The 16,562-nt window shown below is 39.7% G+C and carries 14 protein-coding genes; 7 read left to right on the top strand and 7 right to left on the bottom strand.

Annotated features, from left to right (window positions below; translation table 11 throughout):
- The first annotated feature begins 77 nt into the window (after positions 1-77).
- The gene (locus tag ACEXOE_RS01970) at positions 78-440 is read left to right on the top strand and encodes a hypothetical protein (protein ID WP_394747045.1); all 363 of its coding nucleotides are present in this window, start codon (positions 78-80) and stop codon (positions 438-440) included.
- 249 nt (positions 441-689) lie between these two features.
- Positions 690-1,094: a hypothetical protein gene (locus tag ACEXOE_RS01965; RefSeq protein ID WP_394747044.1), complete on the top strand. Its 405-nt coding sequence runs from the start codon at positions 690-692 to the stop codon at positions 1,092-1,094.
- Between the two features lie 91 nt (positions 1,095-1,185).
- Here ACEXOE_RS01965 and ACEXOE_RS01960 read toward each other — a convergent pair whose 3' ends face one another.
- Complete coding sequence (locus ACEXOE_RS01960; protein WP_394747043.1) at positions 1,186-1,728, bottom strand: DUF2911 domain-containing protein; 543 nt, start codon at positions 1,726-1,728, stop codon at positions 1,186-1,188.
- A gap of 243 nt (positions 1,729-1,971) precedes the next feature.
- Between ACEXOE_RS01960 and asnB the strand changes: the two genes are divergently transcribed.
- The 3 genes from asnB (at position 1,972) to ACEXOE_RS01945 (ending at position 7,014) form a co-directional block, all read left to right on the top strand.
- Positions 1,972-3,642, top strand: coding sequence for an asparagine synthase B (gene asnB / locus ACEXOE_RS01955; RefSeq protein WP_394747042.1), 1,671 nt, complete (start codon positions 1,972-1,974; stop codon positions 3,640-3,642).
- Between the two features lie 288 nt (positions 3,643-3,930).
- Positions 3,931-5,931, top strand: a complete 2,001-nt coding sequence (gene gyrB, locus ACEXOE_RS01950) for a DNA topoisomerase (ATP-hydrolyzing) subunit B (RefSeq protein ID WP_394747041.1) — start codon at positions 3,931-3,933, stop codon at positions 5,929-5,931.
- A 72-nt stretch (positions 5,932-6,003) separates the two neighbouring features.
- Positions 6,004-7,014, top strand: a complete 1,011-nt coding sequence (locus ACEXOE_RS01945) for a DUF6588 family protein (RefSeq protein ID WP_394747040.1) — start codon at positions 6,004-6,006, stop codon at positions 7,012-7,014.
- Positions 7,015-7,094: 80 nt separating this feature from the next.
- Here the strand turns inward: ACEXOE_RS01945 and ACEXOE_RS01940 are convergent, their stop codons facing one another.
- A complete protein-coding gene (locus tag ACEXOE_RS01940) occupies positions 7,095-7,466 on the bottom strand; it encodes a hypothetical protein (protein ID WP_394747039.1) in 372 nt (123 codons plus the stop codon).
- A gap of 281 nt (positions 7,467-7,747) precedes the next feature.
- Here ACEXOE_RS01940 and ACEXOE_RS01935 point away from each other — a divergent pair, with 281 nt between their 5' ends.
- Together ACEXOE_RS01935 and secDF are read left to right on the top strand one after the other, a co-directional pair.
- Positions 7,748-8,674 carry a malate dehydrogenase gene (locus ACEXOE_RS01935; protein WP_394747038.1) on the top strand — a complete coding sequence of 309 codons (927 nt, stop codon included), beginning with the start codon at positions 7,748-7,750 and terminating at the stop codon, positions 8,672-8,674.
- Positions 8,675-8,831: 157 nt separating this feature from the next.
- The gene (gene secDF, locus ACEXOE_RS01930; protein WP_394747037.1) at positions 8,832-11,783 is read left to right on the top strand and encodes a protein translocase subunit SecDF; all 2,952 of its coding nucleotides are present in this window, start codon (positions 8,832-8,834) and stop codon (positions 11,781-11,783) included.
- A gap of 214 nt (positions 11,784-11,997) precedes the next feature.
- Here the strand turns inward: secDF and ACEXOE_RS01925 are convergent, their stop codons facing one another.
- The 5 genes from ACEXOE_RS01925 to cysS form a co-directional block, all read right to left on the bottom strand.
- Positions 11,998-13,257 carry an ATP-binding cassette domain-containing protein gene (locus tag ACEXOE_RS01925; protein WP_394747036.1) on the bottom strand — a complete coding sequence of 420 codons (1,260 nt, stop codon included), beginning with the start codon at positions 13,255-13,257 and terminating at the stop codon, positions 11,998-12,000.
- Between the two features lie 16 nt (positions 13,258-13,273).
- The gene (locus ACEXOE_RS01920; protein WP_394747035.1) at positions 13,274-13,762 is read right to left on the bottom strand and encodes a DUF192 domain-containing protein; all 489 of its coding nucleotides are present in this window, start codon (positions 13,760-13,762) and stop codon (positions 13,274-13,276) included.
- 1 nt (position 13,763) lies between these two features.
- The gene (gene lgt / locus ACEXOE_RS01915; protein ID WP_394747034.1) at positions 13,764-14,714 is read right to left on the bottom strand and encodes a prolipoprotein diacylglyceryl transferase; all 951 of its coding nucleotides are present in this window, start codon (positions 14,712-14,714) and stop codon (positions 13,764-13,766) included.
- Positions 14,715-14,801: 87 nt separating this feature from the next.
- On the bottom strand, positions 14,802-15,026 hold the full coding sequence (yidD, locus tag ACEXOE_RS01910; RefSeq protein ID WP_394747033.1) for a membrane protein insertion efficiency factor YidD: 225 nt from the start codon (positions 15,024-15,026) through the stop codon (positions 14,802-14,804).
- A gap of 49 nt (positions 15,027-15,075) precedes the next feature.
- The gene (cysS, locus tag ACEXOE_RS01905) at positions 15,076-16,557 is read right to left on the bottom strand and encodes a cysteine--tRNA ligase (protein WP_394747032.1); all 1,482 of its coding nucleotides are present in this window, start codon (positions 16,555-16,557) and stop codon (positions 15,076-15,078) included.
- Positions 16,558-16,562 lie beyond the last annotated feature (5 nt).

Here is a 16,562-nt window from a genome sequence, read left to right as displayed (position 1 = left end):
TTTTTTATTTTGTAATTTTGGTGCTAGCCAAGCCGAGTTAGTATTTAAGCATTATATCATAAAATATAGGATACCTTATGGAAAGTCTGGAAGCAGAAGTAATTGCAGAACTCAAAGCGTTGATTTCGTATAGCTGCAGCATGAACGAACGTATTAAATTCCAAGACTTTCATGTTCACTTGATTAAATATTGTTTCAAAGCAGTGGACGTGCGTATAGATTATCAGGCGCATCGAGTGCACATGAATATTATTGCCGATGACAAAGAGTATTCTCCTCAAAAAGTAAACACGGTCCTTACGCTTATCCCCGCTAATTTCTATTATTTAAGTCTCGCTGACTTTTTGAAAGCGAGCATTATTACCACTGGACACTATTTGTTGCCTTATGCCACTTTGATTTCTAAATTCCGACCACAGAGTGCTCCCTTAGTATATTGATATTTAATGGTTTATGTGATTTTTAGACAAGATGAAAGTAAATTTAGCCTAGGTAAGGATACTGTACTTTGATCAAAGTAAGGGACAAAATATCGCTTTTTTTATCTTTTTTCTTACATATAATATAATTTTTACTACATAAATAGAGGGGTTGGTGGCGCGAATTCCCTATTTCACAACAAATTCTTGATGGTATAGGGGAAAGTGGGGACCTTTGGAAAAAAGTTCCTCTTTTAAAAATGAAATGCAATGGAACAGTTTAAAGAAAAAACAATCGCTAGGCTCAAGGCACTTATAGCAAAAAGTGCTAAGGAGGTATTTAAAATTTCCTTTAACGATTTTCATATCGCTTTAGTGAAACGATATTATAATGCGGTAGATGTACATTGGGATTACACTGATAAGAAAGTATCCATGTATGTTATCGTAAACGAAGATGAGTATGATCCGAGTACCATTAATGTAAATATGGAAGTAATGCCTGTAGTGGTATCCTATTCAAATTTGGAAACTTATTTGGGGTCCTGCATTTTAAAAGACAACAAAAGCGTATTGCATTACTTAAAATTATTATTTCAGTATGGGGAGAACCCTCTGGGCGAAAAGGAAGAGTCAGGGGTAGAACCGATATATTTAAGTACCCTGCGTTACTAAAGACGTATTACTATTTTTAACGAAAAAGAAAATAATAGCATAAAAAAGCCGAGACTTCAATCTCGGCTTTTTTAATGTCTATTTTCTACTATTACATTTTAATGGGAACAGCCACTCTAATAGCTCCCCATCCCATGACCATATGGACATTACCATTGTCTATTTCTTTATACGCAATGGAGAAAGCTTCCAAGGATTCGCTAGCAGAACTTGCACTTCCTTTAACACGCGCAACATCGGCAGATTGATCATAGGAATAAGCACCCCACTGATTCAATTTACTATTTAGAATAATGGTCCATTCATTATCTCCAGGGATAGTGAATAAAGAATAAGTACCCGCTTTCACTGCAGTTCCTCCAAAAGTGACATCCTTATAAAAAGTTACTTCGGCAGATTCATTGGCGCCTGTTCTCCAAACCTTACCAGAAGGAGCCAATTCAGAGATAGATCTTCCTTTTAATTGTGGGCGACTATATGTAACACGAACTGCTTTATCTGCAACTCTACCACTGGAAGGATAAGAGGCTTTGTCCAGTGGACTTTTGTCCAATCCTTCAAATTTTTGGGCATTCATCTCGGTTGAAAAGGCAAGGGCGACAACCATAAAAGTAAGCATAACTAATTTTTTCATCTTAATTGTTTTTGTGTAGTTCAAATCTATGCAGTATTCCATATACTATTTAATAAAAAGTCGTTAAATTTTGGGCATCTTACAAAATGTTCCATTTATCACTTAAAACAACGGTATAGGTTGCTTTTTTGTATAAATAATCATTATCTAGTTATTTATTATAATTAAAATGAAATTTTAACTTTCATATCATAAAGTTTAAATCGACATTTGACTAATAATTGTTATATAAAAGATATAAATATGTGTGGAATAGTATGCGCGTTTGAGATAAAAGAGTCGGTAGAAACCCTGAGGCCACAGTTATTGGAAATGTCCAAAAAAATAAGACATAGAGGCCCAGATTGGAATGGAATATACGCCAATGATAAAGCAATATTGGCACATGAGCGCTTGGCCATTGTGGATCCAGCATCAGGAAAACAGCCTATTTTAAGCAGCGATGAAAAATTGGTGCTTGCCGCCAATGGAGAAATATATAACCATAGGGAATTGCGAAAACAATTCGATGGAAAATACGCTTTTAAAACGGCTTCGGACTGTGAGGTGATTTTAGCCTTGTATCAAGAAAAAGGCCCTGCTTTTTTGGATGAACTCAACGGTATCTTTGGGTTTTCCATTTATGATGCGGAAAAGGACGAATACTTTGTAGCCAGAGACCATATGGGAATTATTCCCTTGTATATGGGATGGGATAAGAATGGGACCTTTTATGTGGCATCGGAATTAAAAGCATTGGAAGGTACTTGCACTAAAATAGAGCTTTTTCCTCCCGGACATTATTTGCATAGCAAGGACGGGGAACTGAAGAGGTGGTATACCCGAGATTGGATGGATTATGAGGCCGTGAAGGAAAATGAAACCAGTATTCAGGAAATTAAGGAGGCCTTGGAGGACGCAGTGCGTAGGCAACTCATGTCCGATGTGCCGTATGGAGTGCTATTGTCCGGTGGCTTGGATTCTTCAGTGACTTCGGCCGTAGCAAAAAAATATGCCCAAATGCGTATTGAATCAGATGGTGCTTCAGAAGCATGGTGGCCGCAATTGCATTCCTTTTCGGTAGGTTTGGAAGGTTCGCCCGACTTGGCTGCTGCCCAAAAAGTGGCCGATCATATCGGAACGGTGCATCACGAGATCAAATTTACGATCCAAGAGGGGCTGGATGCTGTAAAAGACGTTGTTTATAACTTGGAAACCTATGATATTACCACCATTAGGGCCTCCACGCCTATGTATCTCATGGCAAGAGTAATCAAGTCCATGGGGATAAAAATGGTACTATCGGGAGAAGGTGCGGATGAACTCTTTGGCGGATATCTTTATTTTCATAAAGCACCTAGTGCAAAGGATTTTCACGAGGAAACGGTACGGAAGTTAGATAAACTCCATATGTACGATTGCCTGCGTGCAAATAAATCCTTGGCCGCTTGGGGTATTGAAGGGCGAGTGCCTTTCTTGGATAAAGAGTTTATGGATGTTGCCATGAGAATCAACCCCAAAGATAAGATGATCAATGGGGAACGTATGGAAAAATGGGTGGTCCGCAAAGCTTTTGAGGATATGCTTCCAGAAAGTGTTGCTTGGAGGCAGAAAGAACAATTTTCCGATGGCGTTGGATATAGTTGGATCGATACCTTAAAAGAACTTGTAGATCAGGAAGTATCCGATGAACAATTGGCCAATGCTCAATTTAGATTCCCTTTGCAAACGCCAACATCTAAGGAAGAATACTACTATCGCGCTATTTTTGAATCCCATTTTCCTTCCAATGCGGCAGCCTTATGTGTCCCTCAGGAACCTTCTGTAGCTTGTAGTACCAAAATAGCGTTGGAATGGGATGAAGCTTTTAAGAATATGAATGATCCTTCAGGTAGGGCCGTAGCCACAGTCCATGACGATGCTTATGTGAAATAGCATTGCAGATAGCGTAAAATACGATGTTTATTTAATATAATTTTTAGTCAGTGTTAATGGTATAAGGGGTGTTTTGTAAGGGAGCACTCCTTATATTTTTTCAGAAAATTAGACGGTTAAAATTAGAAGTGGGACTATTGCTCAAAAAGCCTATTTTTTTGGGATATATTTTCCACAATTTTTGTTGATAACTTCATGGCATGCAGATGCCACAAAAGCCTTATTTCAAAGGGTATTGCTTATATTTGTAAGATTGCAAAATTTATACTAATAGAACTTCAATAGTTTATGAGTGAAGAATCAAACAAAGAAGAAGATTTAAACAAAGAAGAGGGGTTGGGCCAGAACGAAGGAGCTCCATTAAAGAATTACTCTGCGGATAGCATTCAGGCCCTTGAGGGAATGGAGCATGTACGTATGCGTCCTTCCATGTATATCGGTGATGTCGGAACAAGAGGATTGCACCATTTGGTGTATGAAGTAGTAGATAACTCCATTGATGAAGCAATGGGGGGACATTGTGATACCATAAGCGTCACCATTAATGAAGACAATTCCATAACAACCCGTGATAATGGTAGGGGTATTCCCGTAGGCTTACATAAAAAAGAAGGAGTCTCCGCCCTAGAGGTGGTCATGACCAAAATTGGTGCAGGAGGTAAGTTTGATAAGGATTCCTATAAAGTATCTGGAGGATTGCATGGAGTTGGGGTTTCTTGTGTGAATGCCTTGTCATCACATTTGAAGGCCACAGTGTATAGAGAAGGAAAGATATGGGAGCAAGAATACGAAAGAGGAAAAGCACTTTATCCTGTAAAGACGGTTGGAGATTCTGAGGATAGAGGAACAGAAGTAACTTTTTTACCGGATACGACCATCTTTACGCAGACGGTGGAATACAGTTATGAAACCTTGGCAAACAGAATGCGAGAGCTCTCTTTTCTAAATAAAGGCGTAACCATTAGTATTATGGATAAGCGTCAAAAAGATAAAGAAAGCGAAACGGGTTATGTTGGAGAGACATTCTATTCGGAAGAAGGACTGAAGGAATTTGTTCGTTTCTTGGACAGCAACCGGGAACCTTTGACAAAAACGGTAATTTCCATGGAAGGGGAACGCAACGGAATTCCTGTGGAAGTGGCCATGATGTACAATACTTCGTACACTGAAAATTTACATTCCTATGTCAATAATATCAATACCCATGAGGGCGGTACGCATTTATCTGGATTCCGACGTGGATTAACGGGGACCTTAAAAAAGTATGCAGATGCTTCGGGCATGTTGGATAAATTAAAGTTTGAAATCCAAGGAGATGATTTCCGGGAAGGATTAACAGCCATTGTATCGGTGAAAGTTGCTGAACCTCAATTTGAGGGACAGACCAAAACAAAACTGGGGAATAGGGAAGTGTCCTCAGCCGTGAGTCAATCGGTTTCCGAAATGTTGACCAACTATCTGGAGGAAAATCCGGATGATGCCAAGACCATTGTCCAAAAAGTAATTCTGGCAGCCCAAGCGAGACATGCAGCGACCAAGGCTCGTGAAATGGTACAGCGTAAAACGGTAATGAGTATCGGTGGACTTCCAGGAAAATTGTCCGACTGCTCAGAACAGGACCCTGCTTTATGTGAAGTATTTCTCGTAGAGGGAGATTCTGCAGGAGGTACGGCGAAAATGGGAAGAGATCGTGCTTTTCAGGCCATCCTGCCTTTGCGAGGTAAAATCCTGAATGTTGAAAAAGCGATGCAGCATAAGGTTTTTGAAAATGAAGAGATCAAAAATATTTATACCGCGCTTGGAGTGACCATTGGAACAGAAGAAGATAGCAAAGCCTTGAATTTGGATAAGTTGCGATATCATAAAGTAGTGATCATGTGTGATGCCGATGTAGATGGGAGTCATATTGAAACCTTGATCCTTACCTTCTTCTTCCGATACATGCGGGAATTGATTGAAAACGGGCATGTTTATATTGCCACTCCGCCATTGTATCTTGTGAAAAAAGGAAACAAGAAACGCTATGCCTGGAATGATGAGGAGCGTGATGCAATCGCAGAAAGTTTCAATGGCAGTGTAGGGATACAACGATATAAAGGTCTTGGAGAGATGAATGCGGAACAGTTATGGGATACGACAATGAATCCTGAGTTCAGAACATTGCGTCAAATCACTATAGACAATGCTACGGAATCCGATAGGATATTCTCTATGCTTATGGGTGATGAAGTGCCTCCAAGGAGAGACTTTATTGAGAAAAATGCCGTTTATGCTAACATAGACGCATAAAAAAAGGACATACACAACAAAAACTCGCACTTCATGTGCGAGTTTTTTAGTTTTAGATAAAATATAATATCTATGAAAACTATATTCTATCTACTGCTGTGTTGTTGTACGATTACACTATCCGCACAATCTTCCGTGAATAATATCTTTGCGGCTGGGCTTGAAGATGCCGAGCGTTTTGCAACGGACTTTCTTTCCCCGGTTTCGGAAGTTGCTATTTATAATATCTCCAATGGATGGGCCAATACTGCCGACGCCAAACCTTTTGGGGGGTTCGAGATATCGGTGATCGGGAACATAACTAGCTTTAAAAATAAAGAAGAGCAGCAAAGTTTTGTATTGAATACCGCCGATTATCAAAACCTACAATTTGTGGATGGTAGCACTTCAAGGCCAGTGGCAACTGCTTTGGGAGATTTACAAGGTATTCGCGTCTTTGTTGAAGGTGATGTCCTAGGCGTTACGGTTCGGGAAGAATTTGAATTGCCCAGTGGACTTGCTGCGGAGGATATCAATTTTGTGCCTTCGGGCTTTTTGCAAGGAAGTGTCGGTATTATTAAAGGAACAGAGCTAAAAGCACGTTTTCTTCCAAAAATTGCCACTGATGATGTAGAGATAGGATTATATGGTTTTGGAATTCAGCATGAATTTACAAAACATCTGCCTGCCGATAAGTTGCTTCCTATTGCTATTTCTGCATTAATTGGGTATACGCATTTGGATGGTACCTATGATTTTGCAGATACGGATGTGATTTCCGGGGAGAATCAACGGGTTGAAGCCGCTATAGATACTTGGGTATTCGAAGCCTTGCTTTCGACCCGCCTGCCGGTTATAAATTTCTATGGAAGCGTGGGGTATCTCAGTGGGAAATCTACAACCGATGTATTGGGAACTTATATTGTAGAGGGAGGACCTTTTCAACAAACATATACCGATCCTTTTTCGATAGAGACCGATGCCAGTGGAGTAACCGCCCGACTTGGAACAAAATTAAAACTAGGTTTTTTTCGATTGCACGCAGACTATACTTTAGCCGAATACAATACAGTTTCCTTTGGCCTGAATTTTGGCTTCAGATAACCTTTGGTGATAACCCTATATAAAAAATGCCGGCCTAATGAAAAATAGGGCCGGCATTTTTTAATTTTTAAATTTTAGGCTTATTCCCGAATGGCGATAACTTCACCATCTTGCTCTTGCAGTATTGCTGTTTCTTCAGATACTTCCATGGTTACAATATTGTCGGGAAGGTCGGTTCCCGGATAAGAAATGGTGTATACGCCATCTTCTTCACTCCATTTAAAATCATTGATGAATTCCAATGTATTATTATCATAACGGTGAAACCTTCCGAGATAGGCATCATTAAAAATCCATTCTTCCCGAATACGTTCTTTGCTGACGGCATTGATCTGGGTAACCTCTTCATTGGACCATATGCCTATGATAGGGTCATTGTTTTCTGGAATACTAGTGCAATTACTGACCAATACAATGCCAACAAGTGCGAGGAATGAAAGTAAATTTTTCATTAGAGTAGGTTTATGGTGATTTGGGATAGCTATTAACGCGTAAGAGCGCATTCCTATTGTTGGAAATCGATGTATGACCTTAAAATCGTATTTTCTTCGTTAAAGTGCACTTTTTTTTAACAATTGAAGAAAGTTTTGGCGTCTTATACGACGATAACTAAGGAATTAAAAAAGTATTAAAGTACGTGCAAAACACTTTTTTTTATTAAAATTCAGTATTTTTGCCGTCTTGTAAATCAAGATATTAGAACAATTTTAAAACATCTAAAAAATATAAACCTATGAAAATTACCGTAGTTGGAGCAGGAGCTGTTGGCGCAAGTTGTGCGGAGTATATTGCTATCAAGAATTTTGCTTCTGAAGTCGTTTTATTGGACATTAAAGAAGGGTATGCCGAAGGAAAGGCAATGGACCTTATGCAAACAGCATCCTTGAACGGTTTCGATACCAAAATTGTTGGGAGTACCAGCGATTATTCCAAGACAGCAGGTAGTGATATTGCCATTATTACTTCCGGGATTCCACGTAAACCGGGAATGACACGTGAAGAGTTGATCGGTATCAACGCAGGAATCGTAAAAACGGTTTCTTCCAGTTTAGTGGAACATTCTCCAAATGTCATTTTAATTATTGTGAGTAATCCAATGGATACCATGACGTATTTGGTACATAAAACTACGGATTTGCCCAAGAATAGAATCATAGGAATGGGAGGAGCTTTGGATAGTGCCCGTTTTAAGTATCGTTTGGCGGAAGCATTGGGAGCCCCAATTTCTGATGTAGATGGTATGGTCATCGGTGGACATAGTGATAAGGGAATGGTTCCTTTGACCAGACATGCCACAAGAAATAGTGTAAAGGTCTCCGAATTCCTAACGGAAGAGCGATTGGAGCAAGTTGCTGCCGATACTAAAGTAGGAGGGGCTACATTAACGAAGTTGTTGGGTACCAGCGCATGGTATGCCCCGGGAGCAGCAGTTTCCGGATTGGCACAAGCTATTGCCTGCGATCAAAAGAAAATGTTCCCTTGTTCTACCTTTTTGGAAGGAGAATATGGTCTCAATGATATCTGTATCGGAGTCCCTGTTATTTTGGGAAAAAACGGAATAGAAGAAATTGTCACCATTGATTTGAGCGACGCTGAGAAGGCTAAAATGCAGGAGAGTGCTGCTGGAGTTAAAAAAACCAATGGCCTGTTGGAACTGTAACTTTAAGAAAGACACACAAATAGTGAGAGACATCCGTTCCAATACCAATTGGGGCGGATGTCTTTGTTTATAAATCTTATAAATAAATTGTCAGTTCCTATCGGAAATTATATATTTGCACGCTATTGTAAATACCAGAAATTAATACATTTAACTAATGCAAAATAAAGGACTTATAAAGCTTTTTGCTTTCTTATTCGGGATTGTGAGTATTTATGCACTCTCGTATACTTTCGTGGCAGGTAAGATCGAAGGTGACGCAAAGGCTTTGGCCGCTAGTGAGATTTCGGAATCGGAAGATAATTATTTGGCAAAACGAGAAGCTTTCGTAACCAGACATTTAGATTCTATCGGAAAGGAATCTGTATTCGGATACACGACCTACAACGAGGCAAAAAAGAAGCAATTGAACAAAGGTCTGGATTTGGAAGGCGGAATCAACGTAACCTTGCAAATAGCAGTAAGGGATATCTTAGTAGGCCTCTCTGAAAACAGTACCAACCCGGTATTTATCAGTGCCTTGAACAAAGCCGATGAAGATTCTAAAAGCAGTCCAGATACATATTTGGAGTTGTTCTTCGATGCCTTCGATGAACTTAAAGGGGACGAAAAATTAGCTTCTCCAGAGATATTTGCAAATATAGGCCTTAGCGATGTGATCAATTTTCAGATGACGGATGATGAGGTAAAGCCTATTATCAGAACTAAAATCGATGAATCTGTAGTTTCTGCTTTTGAAGTATTGCGTAAACGTATTGATGGCTTTGGAGTAACACAGCCCAATATTCAACGTGAAGGAAATTCAGGACGTATTTTGGTGGAATTACCTGGAGCTCGCGATATCGCAAGAGCGCAAGAGTTGTTATCCAGTACTGCAGAATTACAATTCTGGGAAACTTATGAGACCAATAGTCCAAATTTCCAACGGTTTTTCTTTGAAGCCAATAACCGTTTAAAAACATTGGTTGGTGATACGAATAACGAAGAAGTTAAGGAAGAAGTAGAGCAAGATACTCTATTGTCCAATGTGGATCAGGATTCCTTGCTAACGGCACAAAATAATCCATTGGCGGATATCTTTACGGCGATTCCTGGAACGCAGTTCTCCGTAGGTTATGCCAGAAAAGGGGATGTAAAAAAGGTAGATGAATACCTTAAGATGCCGGAGGTGCGACGTCTATTGCCCGTGACCTTACAGTATGCCAAATTTGTATGGGAACGAGAATCAGAAGAGTCTGAGATCGTGCAATTGTATGCCTTGAAATCCAATAGGGATAGCATTCCTAGAATGAGTGGGGATGTGGTTAGTGATGCCAGAGGTAGTTTTGATCAATACGGGAAACCTGTGGTTAGTTTGAGTATGAATACCAATGGGGCCAAACAATGGGAAAAACTTACTGGGGATGCCTATACTAATCAAACGGGAATTGCCATTGTTTTGGATAATAGGGTGTATACAGCGCCATCCGTAAGAAACGGACCTATTTCTGGAGGACAGACCGAAATTTCAGGAGTTTTTACAGTTGTAGAAACCCAGGATATAGCCAACGTATTGCGTGCAGGTAAACTTCCAGCAAAAGCAGATATTATTGATTCTTTTGTGGTTGGGCCTTCCTTGGGACAAGAAGCCATAGATAGTGGTTTTATGTCTTTTGTCATTGCCATGATCATTGTCTTGTTATGGATGATCTTCTACTATGGAAAAGCAGGTATCTTTTCGGATATCGCCCTAATATTGAACATCATCTTAATCTTTGGGGTATTGGCCAGTCTTAATGCCGTACTTACCTTACCTGGTATTGCCGGTATTGTATTGACCATTGGTATGTCTGTGGATGCAAACGTGTTGATCTACGAACGTATTAAGGAAGAGTTGGCCAAAGGAAAAGGAAAGGGAGAGGCCATTGCAGATGGTTTTAGTAATGCACTTTCTTCAATTTTGGATGCGAATATCACTACAGGTTTGACGGCCTTGATTTTATTTGTATTTGGTTCTGGGCCTATAAAAGGATTTGCTACTACCTTATTGATCGGTATTGTAACTTCCTTATTTACGGCAATCTTTGTAACACGATTATTAATTGATTGGTACATCTCTAGAAAGGGAAAATCTTTGGATTTTACGACGCCTTTGACCAAGAATTTGTTCCGTGGAATCAATACCAATTTCTTATCGAAACGAAAAATTGCCTATGTGGTTTCAGGAATATTGGTAGCCATTGGTTTATTCTCTTTATTTACCAAAGGATTGGATGAAGGTGTGGATTTCGTTGGAGGACGAAATTATCAGATTCGTTTTGAGAAATCTGTGAGTCCAGCAGAGATTACCAGTGAGCTTTCTTCAGCTTTGGGGAGTGTCGGCGCCAAGACTTTTGGAGCGGACAACCAAATTATGTTGACGACGAAGTACAAAGTGGATGTGCCCGGAACAGAAGTGGATAACGAGATTCAAGATATTTTGTACAAAGGTTTAACAAAATACCTTCCCGAAGGAACTACCATGCAAGATTTTGTGCCCGGTGGAACAAATGACGATATAGGAATCTTAAAATATAGAAAAGTTGGTCCTACCATTGCCGATGATATTAAAAACAATGCCTTTTGGGCGATCATTGGTTCCTTGGCCGTAGTGTTCTTATATATCTTATTGCGTTTCCGCAAATGGCAATTCTCCTTAGGAGCGGTTGCGGCGGTTTTCCATGATGTATTGATCGTACTTGGAATCTTCTCCATAACCAGTAGCATTATGCCTTTTAATATGGAGATCGATCAGGCTTTTATTGCGGCTATCCTTACGGTAATCGGATATTCCTTGAACGATACCGTGGTTGTATTTGATCGTATTCGTGAAATTATTGCGGAGAAAGGCTGGGCTGCAGGCGATAATATCAATTTAGCCTTGAACAGTACGTTGAGTAGAACATTGAATACTTCTTTGACCACTTTAGTGGTATTATTGGCCATCTTTATTTTTGGAGGGGAATCCTTAAGAGGATTTATGTTTGCTATGATAATAGGTGTTATTGTAGGTACCTATTCTTCATTGTTTATTGCAACTCCAGTAATGTTCGATACTTTGAAGAAAAGAATTTTGACGGGGAAAGAGTAATCTGCAACACATATAAAATAGAAAAGAGGTTGTCTTAAAGTTTAAGGCAACCTCTTTTTTTACTTGTTGAAAAGGAAATCATGTCTAGTAAGGGGTGTTCTTGAGTACAATTCAAAAAAACAGAACATGCAATGATATGGGTAGAAGGAGTTAGTTGTTGACGCTAATGATTTCGAAATGATGAGGAAAATAAACCTTGTTTGACGAACGCTCGCTAGCCTTTGCTGGGAGATGTTATAACAATGCCTTTAGACCCTTTAGGGGTCTTACGAAGTTCATAAATGCCATTGGTTTCTAAGGCTTGTTCTTGGGTATGGGAAACAAAAATAATGCTTGTGGTAGTTTGTTTGGCAATGGTATTCACCAAAGAGATAAATACCGTAATATTCTCGTCATTTAAACCGGCTAAGGGTTCGTCCAGAATCAAGAGTAATGGTTGCTTTACCATAGCGCGTACCGTGAGGAGCATGCGCTGCTGAACTTCATTGATTTCGTGAAACGGGACATCTTTTAGTGCCTCTATTTTCAATTGTTCCATCCAAGTCCTAATCCGGGCATGATCGGTATCCTTGGGCTGGTAATATAGGCCCAAACTGTCGTAAAGTCCAGAGAGCAATACCTGTTCCGCAGTTTGCCATTTTGGAAATTGAAGTATCATTCCGGGTGAATAATACCCAATTTTTTCTTTGATGTCCCATATACTTTCACCGCTCCCTTTCCTCTTTCCAAAAAGGGTGATATTCTGTCCATAGGCTTTGGGATTTTCCCCGTAAATAAGAGAAAGTATCGTGGTTTTTCCACTACCGTTTTCTCCAGTCAATTGCCAGAATTCATTGGGGCCAATCTGCCAATCGATAGCATTTAAAATAGGGCGATGATCATAAGAAACGGAAACCTGATGAAATTCTACCAAATAAGGGAGCGCATAGGGCAAAGCTTGAACGATTCTTGGAATGGCGGTCTCTAAAGGTTGCTGGTGTGTAGAGGGCAAATGTAAGGGGCAGCACAAATGATGTTTTTCCACAAGCGCGTTACCCTTTAAAGTAATAAAATCCTGAAGAAATGGGAAGGTTTCTTTTTTTCTTAAAATCAATTGTACAATAGTACATTCCTGCCTTAGCACATCTAATTGTGTTGTCAGGATTTCCCGTGACGGGGCATCCAAGTGTTCAAATGCTTGAAAAAAGATGATAAAATCACTCTTTTCTTTAGCTAAGTAGGCCAGTAAGGCCTTTTTTTGTTCTCCACTAGAAAGTGAACCTAAATTTTGACCGGGGGCAATAGAATTTTCACCATGGCGCCGCTCTTGCCTAAGGTATCGGTGAATCTCTGATGGCGCATACACGCTTCCTTTTATTTTTTTTGGAAAATCGATGCCCGAAAACCTTTTTTTGAGCAAGCGGTCAATCAGTAAGGGGATGTCTGTATTCCCATCCACAAAAATGCCCCAATGTTGGTATACTGATTCCCTCATCTTCCTTGTCATGGGTTTATTGTCGGGAAAAAGAGATGCTATCCTGTGTTTTTAGTCCCCATTGATTTACAAGACCTGCATTGACTTCCAAAACATATTGTACTGGGACTTCGGAAGAAAGGGAAGACTCATCCATAGGAATTGCATTCTTCTTAAAACTGGCAATCCGAAGGTTTTCATCCAAAAAAATAATATCCAATGGTATTTTGGTATTTTTCATGTAGAAGGCATGCATGCGCACATCTTCAAAAATAAATAACATGCCCTGATTTTTCGCCATTTGATCTCGGTGCATTAATCCGGTTTCTGTTTCATAATCCGATTCGGCAATTTCAATATCCAATGCAATGGGAGTGGTATTATCTTTTTTGTGAATCAATAGCTCTCCTTCTTTTTGAAAACGAATTGTAGGAGTTTTCATGGCCTTTTTTGCCTCTTCTTTACAGGAAGTCAGCGTGCAAATACATGCAATAATTAAAGCGAACCCATAAATTCCTTTTTTCATTTTAAGCCTTTGTGGGTTTGGATTTAAAAATAAAATAAAGTCCGATCAAAATAAATGGAATGCTTAGCCATTGCCCTGTAGATAGGGTGTCTCCACCAAATCCACCTTGACTTTTCTTTACGAATTCCACAAAAAAGCGGACCGTCCAAAGTAGTACTAAAAAGGTGCCGAATAGAAACCCTGCTCTATTTTTCTTATCGGTTTTCCAATAGAAATAATAAAGAATTAGGAACACAAAAATATAACAAACTCCCTCGTACAATTGTGCAGGATGGCTATAGTCAATATTGGCCAAAACTTCGGAAAATTGAGGCGATGTCTCTATGAGGTGATAGGCTTCATTGGGTGTTTTGGCCTTGGTAATGGACATGGCTTCATTGGGTGAAATATTGTTCCGGACAAACCGAGTGGCAAATATGAAGGACTCTTCGGTTTTTTTGCCAATAATTTCAGAATTAAAAAAGTTCCCCAAACGCACAAAAAAGGCACCTATGGCCACAGGAATAACCACGCGATCTAGAATCCAGAGCAACTTAAATTCAGGATACTTCCTGGTGTAAAGGTACATGCTGATGATTACTCCAATCGCTGCACCATGACTGGCCAAACCTGTAAAACCTGTAAATTCATATCCTTTAATAAAACCTAGAATAGTACTGCCGGCCCTTTCCCTTATGGGGAGTAGTATTTCCAAGAGATGATCTTGATAATAAGGCCAATCATAAAAGAATACGTGCCCTAAACGCGCTCCCAGCATCGTAGCCAACACACTGTAAATGAACAGGGAATCCAGTTGCTCCATCGTTTTCTTCTCATTGAGAAAAATTTTCTTCATAAGATACCAGCCCAAAGCAAAAGCCGCTATCCAAAGGAGGTTGTAATATTTAATCTGTAAAAACCCTATTTTGAAAAGGGTGTCGTCTGGATTCCACGTAAAACCTAAAAAGTACATTCAGAATAATTTTATGAAGCTAAGATAAGTAATTCAAGGCGTATTAAAGGGAATTAAGAACTTCCTTACTATAAAAATCACAAAGAATTATGGTACGGGATCATATCCACTACCACCCCAGGGATGGCAACTAAAAATGCGTTTTACGGCTAACCATCCGCCCTTAAAAACACCGTGTTTTCTCAACGCTTGAAGGGTATAATTAGAACATGTGGGCGTATACCGGCAGGAAGCGGGCGTTAAGGGAGAAATCAAGAGCTGATACCCCTTGATAAGGAATACAAAAGGAGCTATCAGGATTTTTTTTATCATAGGATTTCAAAACAATTGAGGCAAGGGACCGTTAAACAGCGCTATTGGTTTAACTCAAACTAAAGGTTGTGCCCTCTTTCCCATCTTTTAATTGGATGCCCATTTCAGACAATTCATCACGGATTTTATCGGAAGTGGTAAAATCTTTATTGCTTCTTGCTTCGTTTCTAAGTTGAATCAGTAGATTGACCACGCCAGATAAGGTATCCGAGTCTCCTTGTTGGGCTGCAACATTTTCGATGCCCAGAATGTCATGTACAAAAGCAGTTAAAATGCCTTTGAGAAGCTCTTTGTCCTCTTTGGTAATACTTTCTTTACCTTCTTTGATGAGATTGATATGCTTTACGGCCTCAAACAAATGGGCAATAAGAATAGGAGTGTTAAAATCATCATTCATGGCATCATAACACTTCTGTTGCCATTCCGGGATATTGAAAGTTGTACTGCTTTTATGTTCTAGGGTATCCAAGGTTTCCATTGCTTCCATGAGCTTGTAATACCCTTTTTCAGAAGCTAGCAATGCATCATTGCTAAGATCTAGGATACTGGTATAATGCGCCTGCATCATAAAGAAGCGAACAACGGCCGGAGAAAAAGCTTTGCTCAGTATGGTATTGTCTCCAGAGAATATCTCACTGGGATAAATATTATTATCCGTGGATTTGGACATTTTTTTTCCATTTAAGGTCAGCATATTGGCATGCAACCAATATTTTACCGGAGAACTTCCATTGCTGGCCTCTGCTTGTGCAATTTCGCATTCATGATGCGGAAATTTTAAATCCATTCCTCCGCCGTGGATATCAAAGGTTTCCCCAAGATATTTAGTACTCATTGCCGTACATTCCAAATGCCATCCGGGAAAACCATCACCCCATGGGGAAGGCCACCGCATAATATGTTGGGGTTCTGCTTTTTTCCATAATGCAAAATCCTGAGGATTTCTTTTTTCGCTCTGGGCGGTCAACTGTCGCGTATTGGCAATCATGTCTTCCAATCTGCGGCCACTTAATTTTCCATAGTCAAAATCGGCATTGAAGCGCTTTACGTCAAAATAAACAGAAGAGTTTACCGCATAGGCATATCCCTTGGCAATAATATCTTTTATGATTTCGATCTGCTCAATAATATGACCTGTTGCCGTAGGTTCTATACTTGGAGGCAGAAAATTAAATTTTTGAAGGATATTATGAAAGTCAACCGTATAGCGCTGTACCACTTCCATAGGCTCCAGACGCTCTAGTCTTGCTTTTTTTGCAATTTTATCCTCACCTTCATCCGCATCATTCTCCAAGTGCCCTGCATCTGTAATATTCCGCACATAGCGCACCTTATATCCAAGGTGTTTCAAATAGCGAAAAATCATATCAAAAGACATGAAAGTCCTACAATTTCCTAAATGCACATTGCTGTATACTGTAGGTCCACAGACATACATACCCACGTGATCCTTATTGATAGGTTCAAAAATTTCTTTTTTTCCAGATAGGGAATTATAGACTTTGAGGGGCTGACTTTGATATAACTGCATGGTAA

Source organism: Spongiimicrobium salis, from assembly GCF_043678055.1.
Taxonomy (GTDB): Bacteria; Bacteroidota; Bacteroidia; order Flavobacteriales; family Flavobacteriaceae; genus Spongiimicrobium; species Spongiimicrobium salis.
The sequence above is the reverse complement of the archived record's forward strand: the minus strand, read 5'-3'. Positions and strand labels throughout refer to the sequence as shown.